This window comes from Paenibacillus senegalimassiliensis (genome assembly GCF_001486585.1).
In the GTDB taxonomy this organism is placed as follows: Bacteria; Bacillota; Bacilli; order Paenibacillales; family Paenibacillaceae; genus Fontibacillus; species Fontibacillus senegalimassiliensis.
The window spans coordinates 294,703-311,697 of record NZ_LN909043.1 but is presented as its reverse complement, the minus strand read 5'-3'; the positions used below and the strand labels follow the sequence as shown (position 1 = coordinate 311,697).

Below are 16,995 nucleotides of genomic sequence, written 5' to 3'. Positions count from 1 at the left end.
TGAATACGGAAGCTCCAGCAACCATGTACGTCAACTAGAGGATATGGCTGTTATACAAAATACGACAATCCACAAGAAGCCTGGAGTGGCTACTTGCCTATTGTTTCTTTGACTGTAACCCAAAGTGACCGCTACGTCGTTTTACATAATGTTTTATTTGATACAGGCTGTGCAGCTACCGTTTTTGATACTGATGCCTTAGCTGCAATATACCTCTAACGGGAAATCCTCCTGCTAATTCGTCTGTATTTCACCAAATATCACATATAGCGGGAAATTCTCATGTTCATTTTGGGCTTTTTCCCAAAAATGGGCTATTTCATAATAATTAGCATGAGGAATTCCATATAAAGCTCCAATTTTGGTGGATATGAGCGATTTAGCGGGAGTTTTTCCCTATAATAGGAAGGTGATTCCCCAAAAATAGAAATAAAACGATTCTACATGGCTAAGGCTACCAAACCATAAACGGTTGGTAGCCTCGAACTGATGCTTTATATGTGCTGCAAACAACAGCCTGACTAGACTTGTTCCTTGTAGGCTAGCTTATGCCCGTCCTCGAAGCCTTGGGCAAAACCTCCGTTGAAGCCTTCCTGATAAGCATCATTATATGCCTGATTATAACTGGCATCCTCGGTGGCAGGATCAACTGGAACGGGCTCCTTCACAGGAAGGCGACGGGCCAGCCCCTTACGACGCCGTCTCAGCTTACTCTTCCGGCGGCGCAAGCGTAGTGCCGGACGTAGCTTACTGCGCTTGCGGCGAGCAACACCGATCTTTCTGCCCCGCTTTAAAGATAATCTACGCTTCTTCCCCGGGCGTCCTTTCTTCATCACACGCGGCTTCACCCGGCGGGTGCGCCGGGATTTCGTTTTGGCCATTACCTGTTCCTCCTATTCTCCTCGGGCAACATCGTGAGTTGCATAGCAAGTGTTCTTAATCCACGGCGATGAAGGAGTTCCATAATTGACGCGATGGAGAGTCAACCCGCAGACGGTACGGGCCATCGCTTCCTGATGCTTCGTCAAAATCTCGATATTGGCGGCAAGGTGCCGGGCGGTTTCCGGCGACCCTTCCGCTACTTCGGCCAGACTGCCGAGAATGCGAGCCATAGCGACCTGGCTTCGGCTAATCGAGTCGATCAGCCGAAGTTTGGCTGCTTCGTGATGTTCTAGTGGCAACCTCATTTGCTGGAATCCTCCAGATCAAATCCACCGCCAAACAAACCGCCGAAACCACCGCCCAGGTCGCCGTCACCACCCGCTTCTTCGTCCTCGGTAGCTAGCACCGTTTTCAGATTGCTGTACAGCCCATTTTGCAATTTGGTTAACCCTTCAACCATTTCCACAAGCTGCTCATGAACGTCCAGCGGGTCGGATAATTGCTTCTCATGATCGTCAAAATTGGCCTCTACCACATGATTGAGCACCCAGTTGCGCACCTTCTCCGCTTCGACCGCCTTCGCCTCCAAAATCATTGCAATGTTCCATTGTATTTTGGCGGCTGCATCCAACATGTGCAGATAGGCCTGTTCCCTGCTCATGGCATCATACCCCGCTTCTTGGCATTACTCTTCGTCATGGGTTTTCAATTCCTTCATTACATAACCCAGGTTCTCGGCCATGGCCTCTTCCAGATCGGCTATCGCATTCAAATAAGAGATGACACTCTTGTTGACGCGGCCTGAGTTCTCCAGCACGCCAGACATGCCAGCAAAGGCCGGCCCCGCATCCGGAATGCCGTGGACAATCTGCGCCATACGTACCGCAACCTGCCGCTCGGCATCGATCATTCGCGCCATCTGCTGGTGAGAGTGGGCCATATGAACAATGATTTCCGTTATCTTCTGCTCCACCCTGATTCCTCCTCTATGGACGGACTGCCCAGCTTGGTACCCTGCATTAGCATATGCCGCTGCAAACCGCCGCGTTCCTGGGGAATCCTCCTATAAATCATCGTTTAACAGTCTGAGAGGCGGGAGAATGGGCAGCCCCTCCGGGTACTGCTCCAACCACTGCGTTCCCGCGATTTCCCCTGACACCGTAAGACCCCAGGCCTGACAGGCATATTCGGATGTGACCTCGCGGCGTTGCCCACGGTCAAGCTGATATAAGCGCCCGTCTCCGGCGCGGGTAACGCTTCCTTCCTGCCCCGGCTGTGCTGCCTGACTCGCTCGCAGAGCTAACACTTCATGCATCGAACGCCCTGCTCCGCGCGGAAGATGCAGCAGGTCCGTGACGGCTAGCCTTGTCGGCGGGGAGCCCATCCCTTCCGCTCCATTTCCTTCTAAGGGATGGCGAACACCGTGCTCCAACCAATACACCGTGGAATTCCACCCCTTGACACAGACTCCACTCGGGAAAAAATCAGCAGATCGAAGAGCGCCTGACGAACGCCAGCCGGGCATACGCAAATACAAGGACTGCAAGTCGCCCCATTTCTCGGCAAAAAAATCATGATTCCTTGTATTGACCTCGGCAAATCCTTGTTCTCCCAACCCCTTCATCGTCATGCTGCCATAATGATGGATGAAGGTATCTCCGGCAATTACTTGCTTCTTCCCTTGCAACCGCAGCCGCGCCATCCAATCATCATCCTCATAGTTCCCAATGACATACCCTTCGTCAAAATATCCGATTTGCTCAAAGGTGCTACGGGGAAAAGCCAAACAGAAACCGACCAATCGCTCCGTTTCCCGCCATTTAGCCGGATCAGTAACATTATGTGCAGCAGCATAAACCTGCATGGCGGCAATATCGTCCCCATAGGGTACAGCAATCTGCTGGTCGCCGCTGATATAATTCGTAACCGGACCTACCGCCGCCGCATCTGGACGCTGGCTCAGGCAATACAGCAATTGATCAAGCCAGCGTTCTGTCACCAGCACGTCGTTGTTTAGCAGAACGATATATTGGCCCTTCGCCATCATCAATCCCGTGTTGATAGCTCCAGCAAACCCCAGGTTCTGCTCATGCACCGTCAGCCGAATTGGTCTCTGGCGACGCCTGATCGCTTCTGCCGTCCCATCCTCGGAGCCATTGTCGACAATAATGATTTCATAAGGCAAATGCGTGTAGGCCTCAATGCTGTCCAGACACTGGAGCAGCAAATCCCTGCGATTGTACGTAGGGATAATGATACTTGTGCCATTCAGCCCGGAGCCAAACGAGCGAATGCCTTCCTCCATTCCCTGGGCATACCCCGCTGCGTAGCCGCTTGCATATTTGCCCTGCTCCTGCTTCACCCTTTCATCCTCCCCTCACAACCGTGTTAGAAGCATCTCTCCACGGATCAGCTTGTCGGCTAGATGGCCCAGGTCCAATGCCAGCTTGCCTTGCTCTGTCGCGAGGCGTGTGCATATTATCACCGCAGCTACACCTGCCGCTACCAGAGCCAGCTCAAAATCAGGCTGCTCGCGGGTTCGTGCCAGAACAGCCTCAACATCAGCAACGCCCTGAACCGGGGCAACCAAGCCCGTGATGGCTATCCCCTGTCGACTTAACCAATCTGCCAGTTCTGGCGATTGATTGCCGATTAGCAGCACCCGTCGCCCTTCCAGTAGCCGTGCCAGGTACCCTCCGGCATTCAACTCGTAATTGACCGTTGAGGTAGTGAGTTGCATCGTGCGGTAATCCATGCCGTAATGACGCAGCACGGGGAACAGCAAGCCTTGATACGACGGGTGCCGGGACTGGGGCACGCCGATGATATCTGCCGAGCGAACGGCGTGCGCCAATGCTTCCCGCGCTCCAGCATCCGGCAATTGCACACCCGCATAAGGCAAGAAGCTCCCCCAGCGGATGGCATCCTCTGTAGGGATTACCGTCCCATGCGCCAGCGTAAGCAACTCTCCATCGCCCAGGCGAACGATGGACAGCGGCCGCCCCTCCTGAAGTGCGATTGCCGCTGCTTGAAATACGGCAGGTGCAGGGAGCAGCGGGTACAGCGATTCGGCAAACGACCCAAACCCAGCAGCAATGACCTCATCCACCGTGATTTCAGGCAGCATCGTATGGTGGGGAATCAACCGGCCCAGCTTGGCTTCCCCACCTTCGAACAAGCCTTCCCGGTGTCCATGAGCATAAGACTCGGCACGGATGGACTCCACTGCCTCCGTACTCTCGGGTGAGACGGGAGAGCGATCCTCTATTCCCGGAGGCAACGCCCCTTCCTCTACCGGAGGTAGTATCGGCAGGAGTGCTGCTCGGGAGACTGCTGATTCTAGCGGGACAGCAACAGTCGAGCCTGCCGGGATGTGCGTACGTCTTCGTAAATCCCGTTTGCGGCGCCAGGCCGCCCGCCGGGAACGCAAGCGGCGGGCAAGCGTTCTTCCTACGCCCTTCCTGCCGCTTGCCTTACTGCGATTACTGTTCAGGCTACGACGGGATGAAGGCGACACACCTCTTCCTCCGGCTTGCCGGCGTGCCTTGCGAGTGGCTTTACCCGATGAACTCCGCACCGCCATGGCCCGCCCTCCTTTCTACATCAAGTCAAAATTAAGCGGTCATGGAAGTACGCCCTTCATGTAAACCCCGGCCTCTCGCAACGACTCGAGCGTACCGGCGTCCCCCCACCATAGCTGCAGCACGTCATATTCCAACTTGCCTGCCTTCGCATAACAATTATTGACATCCGTAATCTCTAATTCTCCGCGATCGGAGCGACTAATGCCCCGAATGATTTCGAATACAGCGTCATCATACATATAGATGCCCGTCACCGAAAACTGCGATTTCGGCTTTTTGGGTTTCTCTTCAATGTATGCAATCAAGTCTGGATTGTCGGTGTCAAATACCGGAACTCCGTAGCGGCGGGGATCATCCACAGGCTTAAGCAGTACGCGCGCACTCCCTGACGGCTGCTGCTTGAATTTCTCTACAAAGGGTGTCAAATCATCCAGGAACAGATTATCCCCTAGCAGCACCACAAACCGCTCGCCAGACGGGATGAAGCCGAATGCCAGCTCAAGCGCCTCCGCAATTCCTCCCGCCGAATCCTGTATCCGATAGGTAAGATTAACACCAAAATTGTCGCCACTGCCGAGAAAATCGGCATACAACCCGGCAGACTGCTTGCCGATGACGATCAGAATATCAGTGATTCCGGCTTGACGCAGCCGTTCTATGCCATAGCACACCATCGGGTGGCTCCCGACGGGAAGCAGGTGCTTATTAATCAATCGGGTCAGCGGGTATAGACGCGTACCGGTGCCTCCCGCCAAAATCACACCTTTCATGAACTCTCCCCCCAGTAAGTAATCGCTATATAAACTGCCAGGGGTCTAAGCCCCATTTATCCATAAAACGCTGCCGGTTCCGCTCAATCAGTTCGCTCCACCCCTCAGGGTGCTGCGCCTTGAAGCTGGCGCTTCCGGCGTGATGTACGAGTGTATCCCCGCAGATCAGCAAGCGATATCCTGCCTCTCGTACCCGGTAGCAGTAATCATCATCTTCGTAATGCCCCGGCGAGAAGCTTTCGTCCAGCAGCCCCACCAGGGCCAGCACCTCTCGCTTGATAAGCAAGCACATGCCAATCAAACGCTGGGCTTCTTGCCAACGGGAAGCATCGGAGCGATTGTAGCGCTGTGCAACCCGGATGAAGTCCTCGCCTTCCTTCCAGGGAACCTCCACTTGCTGACGCCCGCTGGCATAGTTCGTGACCGGGCCTACCATCCCGATATCGGGAGCGCTCTTTAGCGCTCTCAGCATATTGGATAACCAATGCGGCGAGACGGTGACATCATTGTTCAGAAGAAGCAACTGGTCTCCAGAGGCGATAGACAGCCCCCGGTTCACAGCGATGGGAAAACCTTCATTACGCGGCAATGCGACCAAAATGAGCTGCTCTCGCAGACAATACGGGACGGTCTCGTCAGTAGATCCGTTATCCACCACAATAATTTCGTAGGGAACCTCCGTATAACGACGAATGGCCTCAACGCAAGGAGCAAGCAGATGAAGTCCGTTATAAGTAGGGATAATGATGCTGGTCAATCCGGCTTCATTCATTTGGCATTCCTCACTTTCGCAAGCTCGTTGCGAGGAAGCGTAGCAAAGCTTAGACGTACGCCCTCCGTCTTCATCACTTCTCCCAAGGCCTCCACATGGTCGCCGATGATCATTTGCGCCACCGCATTGCCCGCCCCGCTATTACCGCTGCGGACCCGATTGCTGCGGATGACATCGACGGAGACCGGTGCGCTTGCAGCAAGGCCACGAGCAAGCACCATCGCTTGCGCCTTGGGCGGCACGAGCAGAGCCGCGGTCCCCACCGCCTGAACGGCCCGGCGGGACATCGCATGCGGCACTGCGGTCAGCGAGTTAGCCCGCAAATCCGGACGGCCGAGCGCGTGGTTGAGGAACACTTTGCAGCGTGTCACTTCATCTTGACCCGCAAACGCAGGAAGATAAGGCGTCAAATCATTGAGTACCAGGTCCTCGCCCCGGTCAACCGCCAGGATAAAAGCCGCGAGTTCCTCAGCAGGGACACAAATATCGCCATCGGTGAACAGCAGGATGTCACCAGAGGCCACCGACGCTCCAACGGCCCGGCCTACATCATGACCCAGTCGCTGCGGGAAGCTGAGCCGCGTAATTCGCGGGTCCTGATCCACAGCAGCAAAGCTGCCGTCTTCACAGCCATTCAGCACGATAATGATCTCTCGCAGAGGCAGCTTGCGTAGCTCCGCCAATACGGCAGGCAAGGTCTTCTCTTCGTTACTGGCAGTAACGATCGCTGTTACGGTGCCTTGTAAAGGCAGGGGAATCCACAAATCCTCCGCCCCGCAAGCCTTGGCATAACCGCGGTGGTAAGCCAAGGCTGCGGGTAACAGAATTTTTATCGGTAGACCAGCCGGAGCGTACCGGGCATACCACTCCCGAAATCCTTCTTGCATCTGGAAGGAGAGCTCTTCGCTGCCCCGATTCTCCCGAGCGGCTCTCCCCGCAAGAGCACCAGCTTCCCCGGCCCTGAGCGCCAGACGGGTCGCGCGCTGACTCTCCGCTGTTGAGCGAATCATCTTCCGCCGGGCAAGTAACTTGCTTCGACTTGCACTAGCTCCTCTGGACATGCGGCCTGCCCTTGGTCGCGGATGGGAAGGCCGCTTCCCCGATGGGGAATGCTTCTTATGCTTTTGACGGCTTGTTGTTGGCTTTGTCTTCACCCTCATCTCACCTCACCCGGCCGCGCTGTCGGCCCAGATCGCTATATCCGCCCCGTGCTCCCTGCTGCTTAATTAGCCACTCGACCGCTTCCAAATGGTCTCCGGCGACGAGCCGGGTCAACGGATCAACCCGTTTGCCCCGCTCCTCTTGCCTGGCTCGCACCGGATTCAACCGGCCAACCTCCACCGTATGGACCACCTGCACCTTCAAATCCAGCAAGATGGCCTTGGTCAAGGCGAGCGGAGGTACCTCCAGCGCCTCTGGCCGAATCCATTCCAACGCCTTGCGGCTCAAGGCATGTGGAACTGCCGTTAGTGAGGCTCCCTTCAAATCAGCACGCAGTAGCAAACCATTAAGTACATGTTTGGCCAATACGACCGGATGAACCTCTCGCCGGCGTATCGGTCCCGAATAACCATTCAAAGCTATATCGACCCCTGACAATACCGCTTGCACGAAAGGTCTAAGCTCCTTGGCCGGCACCACCATGTCCGCATCCATGAATAGCAGCACCTGACCAGCAGCCGCTTCCGCGCCTACCCGTCTCCCCACATCATGCCCCAGCGGCTCCGGTACGCGAATCAGGCGGGCACCGCATTTCTCAGCCAATTCAGGCGTGCCGTCTGTGGAGCCGTTAGCCACCACAATCGTTTCGCTGCGAGGGTGCACCTTACCAGCTTCGCGCAGTACCCGCCCCAGCGTGGCCCGTTCATTCATAGCCGGGATAATAATGGAGACTATGGGGTCGTCGTGGTTGACCAAACGCGGAAGCGGAGACTTTCGCCGAAGCGGCTTTCGAGCCGGTCGGCTGCGCAGCTTGCGTGTTTTGACCACATCGCTTTCCTCCCAAATCGTGATATACCGGAGCATATACCACAGTGTATGTGCTGAAGGAGGTGTTGCAACGGCAAACGTACAACCGTCTTCTGGTGAAGGAATAATGCACAGTAAGGGCCAAGGCAATCGTCTGTAAAACAGGCGGCTGACGCGGAACAGTCGTCCACGCTTTTTGCCCGGGGAATCATAGATTGGAGGAAGAAGCAAGGAAGGAGGAAGTCTCTTGAGTCAGACTTACGTCGGAATATTGCTGAATACGGGAATGTACCGGGGAATTCCCACACGCCGAACCGGTCAGGAATCGCTCTCATTATATGAAGAGACCGCACGAGAATATGGGCTGACTCCCTGCTATCTGCGTCTTGCTGATATCGATCTATCAAGTGAAAGCTGTATCGCCTATGTATATAACGGGATTGATTACAGCAAGCAGGAGCTGCCATTGCCGCAAGTTATTCATAATCGTGCGCTGTATCCCAGAGCCGAAGCAGTACACAAGATCCGTAAGCTGATGGCCATGGGAATCACCGTATTTAATGTGAACAACCGCTATGGCAAGGATACCATCCACCGGTTGCTCTGGAACGCTCCGCATTTGCGCCATTACCTTCCTGCAGCTATGCCCTTAACCTCCAGGAGCTTGTCTACAATGATGTCCCGCTACCCGGACCTGATCCTGAAGCCGATTCGCGGCTCGGTAGGTCATGGCATCATGCGCTTGCAATATCGGGAGGATGCAGGCTGGGCGTTAATCTACCCCTCCCCTACAGGGCCCCGGGACTGGATCACAACCAGACTCAGAAGAGGGGAACTTCCAGGGTGGGCAAGAAGAAGACTAGAACGTGTGCCTTACCTGGTACAGGAACGTATTCCGTTGGTCGAATATGAAGGACGGCCCGTAGATTTGCGTGTTACGGTACAGCGGGGAATTCACGGAGACTTTGGAATTACCGGGCGTTTCGCCAAGGTATCTCCCAAGGGAGGGTTTGTCTGCAATATTGCCAAGGGAGGCGAGGCCTTGCCAGCCGAGGACGTGCTGGCCCAGATACTGCCAGCTGCACTAGTTCCGGCGGCGCTCAGTCATGTGGAGGCACTGGCCCTCGCCACCTGCCGCTATTTGTCCGACCGTCTGCCCCTACTCGCCGACGTGGGACTAGATATCGGCCTAACGCCGGAAGGACGGCCTTATTTTATTGAATGTAATGGTCGCGATCAGCGTTATGGCTTCCGTAAGGCAGGGATGGAGAGCATTTGGAAGGATACGTATCGTAGGCCGATGGCTTTCGCCCGTTATTTGCTGGACCAACCTGCCAAGGGCACGATAGCTCCGAGAAAGGGAAGCGCGAAGACAACCTGAAGCAGGCACTAGTCACTAATGGTAACGAACATCGGCAATACCAAAGGGTGGATACAGCATAGCCAGGGTGTATGCCAACGCCTGTACGATGATCAGCAGTACAGGTATCCATAAATCATAACGTGAGTAAGCCGTGGGATAGAAATAAGTCCGGGGCCGGGAGCCGTCAAACGCCTTGGCCTCCATTGCGACGGCTACGCGATGCGCACGCCTGATGCTTTGCGAGAGCAGCGGTACTGCGTACAGTTTGGCCCCTGTGGCCAGACCTGCCAGGCCTCGCGGAGGGCGCAAGCCGCGAATCAGCAAGGCATTGCGCCGGACAAGCAATTCCTCCCATACCATCGGCAGCAAGCGAACCGAAGCCATGAAGCTATATGCATACTTGGGTGGCAGCTTCATTTGCTGCATCAGAGCATAAAACAGGGCCACCGATGACGTAGTCAGCACGAACAACAGTCCCTGTGAAGCAAAGGTCACCGCCTTGAGCCCGATATGAATACCGCGATAGAAGCTTTCCTCCGAAATGTGGAGCAACCCCCAAGCCCACCAAAGCGTGTCCCCCTTACCAAATAAAATCATCGTCGTCGCCGATGAGACAAACACCAAAACAAAGGGCAGGATAATCAAAGCCACCTTCCATGGCTGGTAGCCGCTCAAGGCAAAGAGCAGCACGATAAACAGAACGGCCTGATAGAATATAAAATCCAGGCGATGGGTCAGCAAAGTCATAACGAACAGCAGCAACATCATGACCAGCTTGCTTGCCGGATTGGCCCTATGCATCCAGGTCTGTACCTTTGGCGTTAGAAAGCGCCTCATATTCATCATCAATTCCTTTCAAGAGAATATTTGAGCATATGGCCTTAGTGATCGTTCCTTACGAGCTCCCTCAACCTCCCCCCTGCCGAACAGGTGTCTGCCGCGTGGGGTGTGCTCCCGCGAGACCAGTCGGCCTCCACGAATCTCCCAATGCTGGGTAGCCAGATAGTGAGCGATTCGCTCCTCATGCGTGACCATGACAATAGCTGTACCCTGACGACGCAATTCTTCGCATAAAGCGAGGATGGCAAATGTATTTACCGCATCCTGGCCAAAGGTCGGCTCATCCAGCAGCAGAATCGGCTGCCGCCGCACCGCAGCTCCGGCGACACTGAGTCGCCGCTTCTGTCCCAGTGACAACTGGTATGGGTGCCGCTCCTCCAACCCCACCAAGCTAAATTGCCGCATGCTATGGCTCACCCGCTCCGCAATATCCTGTTCGGCAATTCCGTCCTGCTTCAGGGAGAACGCTATCTCATCAGGGATACGGTCCGCCACAAATTGAAATTCCGGGTTCTGAAAAACAAAGCCGATGCTTCGCGCCATCCGGTTATCCTTCCGCCGCTTGCCCATGCGCTTACTGCCTTTCCTGTGTCCAGACTGCTCGCCTTGCAGCAGATATACACCTTCCGAAGGAAGCAATCCGATCAGACTGAGCAGCAAGGAGCTCTTCCCCGCTCCATTAGGCCCTGTAATGGCCACAAAATCGCCAGGATGAATGTCGGCCTGCTCTACGGATATGACCGGCTGGCCTTGACGAAGCCCCTGATACCGACTCAGCTCCACCAGTTTTGGCACATCCCTTCGTCCCTCCAGAGGGGAGGCATTCAACAGCCGCTGTCCCTCTTCAGACGAGAAGAAATCCTCCCATACCCCCGGATACCAAATACCAAAACGCTCCAGCTCCGCCTGGAACTTGGCGAATACATACGCCGGGGCTCCCTCGCCGATCGGTATGCCGTCCGGTCCAAACAACACCACCCGATCAACGAGCCCCAGCGCCAGTAATTCCTCAAGGCGATGCTCCACAATGATCAGGGTCCGGCCCTCCGCATTGCGGAGGATGGCCTGCCAGATCTGTTCCCGCCCCTCCGGGTCCAGCAAAGCCGAAGGCTCATCCAGCAGCAGCACTTCCGGCTCCCCCAGCAATACGGAGGCCAGCGCAAGACGCTGCTTCATGCCTTGGGACAAAGCATCAATGGGCATATGGAGATCAGGCAGGGCAAGGCCCACCTTGGTCAGGACATCCTCCATGCGGTCCATCATCTCTTCCCGCGGAATCCCCCGATTCTCCAGCGCAAATGCCAGTTCCTCATCCACATAAGGCATACAGAACTGCGTATCCGGGTCCTGGAACAGGATGCCCCAGGAGTCGGGCAACCGCTGGGAGGTGCTGCGCATCGGAATTTCCACCAGGTTCGGGATGATGCCGCACAGCACCTGAAGCAATGTCGACTTGCCACAGCCGCTGGGTCCAAGCAATAACACCTTCTCGCCCCGCCCTACGCTAAAGTCCAGGTCTTTGAACACGAAATTCTCTTCGCCCGGGAACTTCAATCTCAAGGCGGTCACTTCTGCTGCTATATTCATATCACCACCCCTTATTTATCCAGGGCGGCGTAATCTTTAGGGTCAACCGGACGCAGCAGCGCCGTTACTCCTGTCGCCTCCACAGCTTTGACCAGCCCGTAAGCAAAGTATCCGCAGATTACTACAGAGCTGATGGCCCGCATGATATATTTGGCCGTAAGCAGCCATGGAGCATAATCCTGTACGTATCCATAGAAGAAATCCGGGATAATCGATCCGATCGCAGCCCCGATTCCGGCCAACGCAGCCACCGAAGCGGAAAATTTGCGGTACCGGAATGCAGCAAATACCAGCTCTGCTCCCAGCCCCTGAAGCACACTATAGAGCACCAACTGAATGCCCCATTCGCTGCCGAACAGAATCTCGACGTGAGCGGCGGCCACCTCGGCAATCAACGCTACGCCAGGTTTGCGAATCAATAAAAATACCAGCGTTGATGCCAGGAACCACATCCCATACACCAACTCGTCCGCCTGGAAGAACAGGGGCGAGAGCAGGGAATACACCGAGCTCCAAAAATGATACACCACACCAAGCACCACGGAGATCAGCACCGTCACCAATAAATCACTTAACTTCAAGCCGCGTGCGGCTTGTCTTTTTGCCATTTCCGACATATTGAACTCTCCTTCAGCGAATAATTTGTTCGCATACGAAAATAACCGTCTGAATAAGCTCAGACGGCAGTCAAGTCCATGGGAAGGCGCAAACAGGCACACAGATGTCCCCTATGGTCGATTCTCTACGCTGGCATTATCCAGATCAGATTAACGGTCTGCAGCGGAATATGCTGCCATCTCAGCCTGATTCACTCAAGCCCCCGTATCCTATGCAATTGTTAATAACATACACTAACCTTTGCCGGGCGGCAAGCATCAATTTATTGATTTCAATCCTGATTTATGTCAATATAAGCGGAAGGTAGCAATTGGACGAGGAGGATGTATTTTGGCGGCAACATGGATGAAATGGATGACGGAACTGTCCTCCCGTAAGTGGATTTCCAAGCTCATGGGCAGATTCTCGCATTCGGGTATCAGCCGGTTGATGATCCCGTTCTTCGCAAAATCTTATGGCATCCCCTTGCACGAAGCAGAGATGGAAATCGGAGATTACCGGACACTGAATGAATTTTTCACCCGCCGATTAAAGCCAGGTATGCGCCCGCTTCATGAAGAGCCGGGAGCACTCATTAGTCCGGTAGATGCTCTTGTTACGTTTATGGGAGTCATTCAGGACGGGACGCTGCTGAATGTCAAGGGCCAGGACTATTCCCTGGCCGAACTCTTGAATCACTCTCCGCGTTTGGAAGCTTACAAGCATGGATATGCCTTTGTCTTATACTTAAGTCCAACGGACTATCATCGTATTCATGCACCCGTGACCGGCAAGAAGTTAGAGAGTGACCATATCAAAGGCCGCGTGTATCCGGTTAACGATTTTAGCATGCGCCATATGAGAACCGTATTGTCCCGCAATGAACGGCTGATTACCTACATTTCTCATGCTTATGGTGAGCTTGCGCTCGTTAAGGTTGGGGCAATGAATGTCAGCAGCATCAAATATACCGATGAAGCCACTACCCGTTGGGAACAAGGGGATGATCTCGCCTACTTCGAATTCGGCTCCACGGTGGTCCTGCTCACCCAGAACGCCACCTTCACCCCGTTAACGGGACTTAAAGTGGGCCGCAAAGTACGTATGGGTGAGGCGCTAGGCCATCTTGCCCTACCTGGATCAGGGCCCTCTGAGCCCACAAACAATAAGTAAAAGCAGCAACCGGTTGTGTTCCCTCCAGAAGAAGGTTCACACTTGGTTGCTGCTGTTGTATCGTACACTCTAAATTTAGTCTATTCTACCTTGATGCTCCCAAGAGAGGTCGTCAGCGACACTTGTGGCCCGCCGCCATTGTGCTCACTGGTTCCTTCCGGTGCTCCGGTAATTTGACCAAGCTCAGTAGCTGTCTTCAGGTTATAACCCAAGGAGTCGGCCATGTTGGCGGTAATACTGCCTACATCGGCGTTGACACTAAGGCTGCTGTCTCGTTCGAGAGAAGCCAGAGACAAATTCACGCTGCCCGTTTCAGTCTCAATCGTTGATTTCCCCACAATCCCGCCATCCTGCACATGAATGGAGCCCACATCTCCCTCCAAGCGGTATTTCCCGGTCACGCCGACTACCTTGATATTGCCCACGTCGACACGGATATCCAGGTCCTGAACACGGGCTGGAGCTTCCACGATATAATCAATTGTAAATTCAGAGGTATTTAATTTCTTCTTGGCCCAAGACCACAAGCTCTGATCGGGATAGTCCTTCGCATGTACGCGAACCTCGGCAATTCCCTTCTTGGTTGTCACCGATACCGTGCTGGCTTCGAACAGTTCCTCCTGCAGCTTCTGGCTAATCCGGCCTTGCTGCACCGTAATCACTGCGGTCACTGACAGTTGATCCGTTGTACCCTGCACCACTTCTACGCTGCCCACCTGATTGTCGATGCTCAGCTTATCAGCCTTACCGATGTCCGTTGTATGACTAAGCTCATGTGTCACCTGCTTAAGTGTCATATTTTCCTCCCAATTATCGACCGTAAGCTCTAATGAATCCTGCACCTTATCTACCGTATTCGAGGCCATATTTTCTAACTTTTCCGAAAAGGCATCCTGCTCGCTGCTACAACCCACGGTCATAGCCAGCAATAATCCTGCTGTTGTAAGCCAGGCAATTTGTCCGAATTTGCTCCTCATGCTTGCGTCCCCCTGTTCTTGCCTTACCTAATCAACATTATATCTGACTCACCTCGTACCGCCACGGCCGAGAGGCCAGCAAGGGTCCTGGACTTAAGTCGCAATAAACGTTTTTGCTTAACGAATTTCGGAGGGACTTTTCCCGGTATACTGCTTAAATTGACGGCTAAAAAAGAAAATATCGCGATACCCCAGCGCATCCGCTACCTCGGTCACATTCATTCCGGCATGAAGCAAGAGATGCTGCGCACGATCGATACGCGACTTGATAATGTAGGCTTGGACCGACATCCCGATAATTTCCTTGAATTTGATTGAGAAATAACGCGGCGACAATCCCGCCCGCGCTGCCAAATCCTGCACTTTGTGCGGAAGGCCCGGATGCTGCACCACGTAGTTCGCTACCTCATGGATGACCTCGTGCAATTGATTGCTGACCTTCCGCTCTGTGGGCACCTCACGTTCTTCACGCAGCAAATAAATCAGCAATTGCTTGAGGATCAAGCGGGCCTCTTCCTCTGCGGCATAGGCCTTGATCAGGAACAAGCGCACGTAACGGGCAAGCATGTATTCGAAATCAAGCGTCTCGTTCAGTACGCGGTAAGAGCTCGGGACCTCGCTTACCGGCTCATGAACATCGAAATGAATATACGTCAGTACAAGCGGACGTTGAGGATTATGGGTCGCGGTGGTGTAATCTCCCTTCCGGAACAGGAAGCAACTGCCCTTGCTCACCGGGATGGCCTGGTCATTAAGCACAACCGTCCCCTCCCCGCTCCATACATAGAATAAATCATAGTTCTGTAGCGGCTTCTCTCGTTTATGCCATTTCCATCCGGGCTCACACACGATTTTGGCGAACGCCGGCTTTAATTCGAATGAAGATGGTGAAATGTGTAGCATGTCCTTCCCTCCCGTAAAAAGTGCTGACCGCTTGTTAAGTTGTTTTTATTATACCCCGATATCGGCCTGCTTGGATATCATCCCAAGCCGATTTCATCCGGTGAATACCCTCCAGCAACTTCCCTTCCGCCAAATGAGCAAAGCCGAAGCACGCTGCGGGTATCCCCGGAGTCAGCCGATAGGCCGCCGCATCACGGAAGACTACACCCTGATCCAGGGCCGCCTGACGAAAGACCTGATATTCCTCCGGGGAGTGAAGCCACTCGGCGTAGATAAGCAGACCCGCATCAGCGGGCCTTAGCTTGAAGAGCTGACCGAGTTCCTGCTCCATCGCACGGCGGAAGGCCTCTTGCTTGGCACCATAGTAACGCCGCATTCTACGTAAATGGCGCTCATAACCGCCCGTACGCATAAACCTCGCCAGCGCCCTCTGCTCAAGCCGGGAAGCTGGCAGCGGCTCGTAGAGTGCCTTGGCGCTGGCAACGGGACGAGTCAGACTGCGGGGCAGCACGGCGTAACCGATTCTGAGGGCACTGAACATCGTCTTGGAGAAGGAACCGATATACACAACGCCATCCTCCTGGTCCAGTGCCTTTAGCGGCTCCAGCGGGCGCCCTCCCCAGCGGAACTCACTGTCATAATCGTCTTCGATAATAACCGCGGACTTCCGTGAGGCCCAAGCCAGCAATTCACGGCGGCGAGCGTACGGAAGCACCACTCCGGTTGGAAATTGCCGACCAGGGGTCACGAACAGCAGCTTGGCTGTCCAATCTCTTGACACAAGCCCCTCTTCGTCCATCTGTCCCGGTACGACCACGCCGCCGCAGGCGGCCACCGCCCGGGTAATCCCGTAATAACACGGGTCTTCAAGGATAGCGGCCTCCCCTTCCTCCAGCAGCAGTTGGGTCAGTAGTGTAATGGCTTGAAGCGATCCATTGAACAGACAAATCTGTGCGGCTTCAGCGGCAATGCCCCTTGCCCGCCGCAAGTACGCTGCAATAGCCTCGCGCAACTCCTTGTCACCGGCAGGGTCTACCGTTGCCGTCAAGCTGTTGTTCCCAGCGGTCTCGGCCCAGGCCAAGGCACTGCGCCATTCAGCAACCGGGAACAACGCTTCCCAGGTCCCTCCATCAAGGTAGGAGATCAGTTCGGGGGGAGTCACTCCGGGAGGGGTCACAGTGGGCCTGATGATATCGGCCGCTTCTCCAGTAGCCGCCATCAGCTCCTCTACCCGTCTGCCCCAGCGTGATAATACGATGGGCCGGACTTCCTTGGCTTCCTTCACAGGTGAATAGAGAGAGGCTGTGACGAAGGTGCCGCTCCCCACCACCGTATGTACATACCCCTCGGCATTCAACATATCATACGCCTGTGACACACTCCCTCGGGAAAGGCTATAATGCGAAGCCAATTCCCGAGTGGACGGCAGCCGCATGCCTTCAGGCAGATTGCCTTCATGAATCGCCGCACGAATGGCGTGGTACAGAGCCAAATATTTATAGGTATATTTCTTGCTGTACGTCTCTAAATGCACCGTAAATTCCGGCATCATTCTCCTCCTCACTGACAACATCATACC

Annotated in this window: 18 protein-coding genes and 1 riboswitch; of the genes, 2 read left to right on the top strand and 16 right to left on the bottom strand. The window is 54.5% G+C overall.

The features are described from left to right. Positions 1-521: 521 nt before the first annotated feature. From BN3279_RS23560 to BN3279_RS05160, 10 genes are all read right to left on the bottom strand, one after another. A complete protein-coding gene (locus BN3279_RS23560) occupies positions 522-881 on the bottom strand; it encodes a hypothetical protein (protein ID WP_059049566.1) in 360 nt (119 codons plus the stop codon). 12 nt (positions 882-893) lie between these two features. Further along, the gene (locus BN3279_RS05200) at positions 894-1,187 is read right to left on the bottom strand and encodes a hypothetical protein (RefSeq protein ID WP_059049565.1); all 294 of its coding nucleotides are present in this window, start codon (positions 1,185-1,187) and stop codon (positions 894-896) included. Next, complete coding sequence (locus BN3279_RS05195; protein WP_059049564.1) at positions 1,184-1,543, bottom strand: alpha-helical endospore appendage domain-containing protein; 360 nt, start codon at positions 1,541-1,543, stop codon at positions 1,184-1,186. The genes BN3279_RS05200 and BN3279_RS05195 overlap by 4 nt, the downstream gene beginning before the upstream one ends. A 24-nt stretch (positions 1,544-1,567) precedes the next feature. Next, complete coding sequence (locus tag BN3279_RS05190; RefSeq protein ID WP_082672943.1) at positions 1,568-1,855, bottom strand: nucleoside-diphosphate sugar epimerase; 288 nt, start codon at positions 1,853-1,855, stop codon at positions 1,568-1,570. Positions 1,856-1,945: 90 nt separating this feature from the next. Then, the gene (locus tag BN3279_RS05185) at positions 1,946-3,244 is read right to left on the bottom strand and encodes a glycosyltransferase family 2 protein (protein WP_059049563.1); all 1,299 of its coding nucleotides are present in this window, start codon (positions 3,242-3,244) and stop codon (positions 1,946-1,948) included. Between the two features lie 15 nt (positions 3,245-3,259). Beyond that, positions 3,260-4,465 carry a GT-D fold domain-containing protein gene (locus BN3279_RS05180; RefSeq protein ID WP_232436759.1) on the bottom strand — a complete coding sequence of 402 codons (1,206 nt, stop codon included), beginning with the start codon at positions 4,463-4,465 and terminating at the stop codon, positions 3,260-3,262. A gap of 39 nt (positions 4,466-4,504) precedes the next feature. Beyond that, complete coding sequence (locus tag BN3279_RS05175) at positions 4,505-5,236, bottom strand: sugar phosphate nucleotidyltransferase (protein ID WP_059049562.1); 732 nt, start codon at positions 5,234-5,236, stop codon at positions 4,505-4,507. A gap of 25 nt (positions 5,237-5,261) precedes the next feature. Continuing rightward, positions 5,262-6,008, bottom strand: coding sequence for a glycosyltransferase family 2 protein (locus tag BN3279_RS05170; RefSeq protein WP_059049561.1), 747 nt, complete (start codon positions 6,006-6,008; stop codon positions 5,262-5,264). Beyond that, on the bottom strand, positions 6,005-7,069 hold the full coding sequence (locus tag BN3279_RS05165) for a glycosyltransferase family 2 protein (protein WP_232436758.1): 1,065 nt from the start codon (positions 7,067-7,069) through the stop codon (positions 6,005-6,007). The genes BN3279_RS05170 and BN3279_RS05165 overlap by 4 nt, the downstream gene beginning before the upstream one ends. A 100-nt stretch (positions 7,070-7,169) precedes the next feature. Further along, entirely contained in the window at positions 7,170-7,997 is an 828-nt protein-coding gene (locus tag BN3279_RS05160; RefSeq protein ID WP_059049560.1) for a glycosyltransferase family 2 protein, read from the bottom strand. Positions 7,998-8,223: 226 nt separating this feature from the next. On the opposite strand from BN3279_RS05160, the gene BN3279_RS05155 reads away from it, so the two are divergent. Continuing rightward, positions 8,224-9,357, top strand: a complete 1,134-nt coding sequence (locus tag BN3279_RS05155; protein WP_059049559.1) for a YheC/YheD family endospore coat-associated protein — start codon at positions 8,224-8,226, stop codon at positions 9,355-9,357. A 15-nt stretch (positions 9,358-9,372) separates the two neighbouring features. On the opposite strand, the gene BN3279_RS05150 is transcribed toward BN3279_RS05155, so the two are convergent. From BN3279_RS05150 to BN3279_RS05140, 3 genes are read right to left on the bottom strand one after another with little or no spacing between them, the layout of a single operon-like run. Next, positions 9,373-10,176 (bottom strand): energy-coupling factor transporter transmembrane component T family protein, encoded by an 804-nt coding sequence (locus BN3279_RS05150; RefSeq protein WP_059049558.1) that lies wholly within the window; start codon positions 10,174-10,176, stop codon positions 9,373-9,375. Positions 10,177-10,194: 18 nt separating this feature from the next. Further along, positions 10,195-11,766, bottom strand: coding sequence for an ABC transporter ATP-binding protein (locus tag BN3279_RS05145; RefSeq protein WP_059049557.1), 1,572 nt, complete (start codon positions 11,764-11,766; stop codon positions 10,195-10,197). Between the two features lie 11 nt (positions 11,767-11,777). Continuing rightward, positions 11,778-12,383, bottom strand: a complete 606-nt coding sequence (locus BN3279_RS05140; protein ID WP_059049556.1) for an ECF transporter S component — start codon at positions 12,381-12,383, stop codon at positions 11,778-11,780. A 105-nt stretch (positions 12,384-12,488) separates the two neighbouring features. Continuing rightward, a riboswitch (TPP riboswitch) is annotated at positions 12,489-12,600 on the bottom strand. Between the two features lie 114 nt (positions 12,601-12,714). On the opposite strand from BN3279_RS05140, the gene asd reads away from it, so the two are divergent. After that, the gene (gene asd / locus BN3279_RS05135) at positions 12,715-13,536 is read left to right on the top strand and encodes an archaetidylserine decarboxylase (protein WP_059049555.1); all 822 of its coding nucleotides are present in this window, start codon (positions 12,715-12,717) and stop codon (positions 13,534-13,536) included. Positions 13,537-13,616: 80 nt separating this feature from the next. Here the strand turns inward: asd and BN3279_RS05130 are convergent, their stop codons facing one another. The 3 genes from BN3279_RS05130 to pdxR form a co-directional block, all read right to left on the bottom strand. After that, positions 13,617-14,513: a DUF4097 family beta strand repeat-containing protein gene (locus BN3279_RS05130; protein ID WP_059049554.1), complete on the bottom strand. Its 897-nt coding sequence runs from the start codon at positions 14,511-14,513 to the stop codon at positions 13,617-13,619. A gap of 117 nt (positions 14,514-14,630) precedes the next feature. Continuing rightward, the gene (locus tag BN3279_RS05125) at positions 14,631-15,416 is read right to left on the bottom strand and encodes a helix-turn-helix domain-containing protein (protein WP_059049553.1); all 786 of its coding nucleotides are present in this window, start codon (positions 15,414-15,416) and stop codon (positions 14,631-14,633) included. Positions 15,417-15,450: 34 nt separating this feature from the next. Continuing rightward, entirely contained in the window at positions 15,451-16,965 is a 1,515-nt protein-coding gene (pdxR, locus tag BN3279_RS05120) for a MocR-like pyridoxine biosynthesis transcription factor PdxR (protein WP_059049552.1), read from the bottom strand. Positions 16,966-16,995: the final 30 nt, after the last annotated feature.

What these genes read in the sequence shown, in the direction of transcription:
- BN3279_RS23560 (WP_059049566.1), bottom strand. Translation starts at nt 881, where the DNA reads ATGGCCAAAACGAAATCCCGGCGCACCCGCCGGGTGAAGCCGCGTGTG.
- BN3279_RS05200 (WP_059049565.1), bottom strand. Translation starts at nt 1,187, where the DNA reads ATGAGGTTGCCACTAGAACATCACGAAGCAGCCAAACTTCGGCTGATC.
- BN3279_RS05195 (WP_059049564.1), bottom strand. Translation starts at nt 1,543, where the DNA reads ATGAGCAGGGAACAGGCCTATCTGCACATGTTGGATGCAGCCGCCAAA.
- BN3279_RS05180 (WP_232436759.1), bottom strand. Translation starts at nt 4,465, where the DNA reads ATGGCGGTGCGGAGTTCATCGGGTAAAGCCACTCGCAAGGCACGCCGG.
- BN3279_RS05175 (WP_059049562.1), bottom strand. Translation starts at nt 5,236, where the DNA reads ATGAAAGGTGTGATTTTGGCGGGAGGCACCGGTACGCGTCTATACCCG.
- BN3279_RS05170 (WP_059049561.1), bottom strand. Translation starts at nt 6,008, where the DNA reads ATGAATGAAGCCGGATTGACCAGCATCATTATCCCTACTTATAACGGA.
- BN3279_RS05165 (WP_232436758.1), bottom strand. Translation starts at nt 7,069, where the DNA reads ATGTCCAGAGGAGCTAGTGCAAGTCGAAGCAAGTTACTTGCCCGGCGG.
- BN3279_RS05150 (WP_059049558.1), bottom strand. Translation starts at nt 10,176, where the DNA reads ATGAGGCGCTTTCTAACGCCAAAGGTACAGACCTGGATGCATAGGGCC.
- BN3279_RS05145 (WP_059049557.1), bottom strand. Translation starts at nt 11,766, where the DNA reads ATGAATATAGCAGCAGAAGTGACCGCCTTGAGATTGAAGTTCCCGGGC.
- BN3279_RS05140 (WP_059049556.1), bottom strand. Translation starts at nt 12,383, where the DNA reads ATGTCGGAAATGGCAAAAAGACAAGCCGCACGCGGCTTGAAGTTAAGT.
- BN3279_RS05130 (WP_059049554.1), bottom strand. Translation starts at nt 14,513, where the DNA reads ATGAGGAGCAAATTCGGACAAATTGCCTGGCTTACAACAGCAGGATTA.
- BN3279_RS05125 (WP_059049553.1), bottom strand. Translation starts at nt 15,416, where the DNA reads ATGCTACACATTTCACCATCTTCATTCGAATTAAAGCCGGCGTTCGCC.
- pdxR (WP_059049552.1), bottom strand. Translation starts at nt 16,965, where the DNA reads ATGCCGGAATTTACGGTGCATTTAGAGACGTACAGCAAGAAATATACC.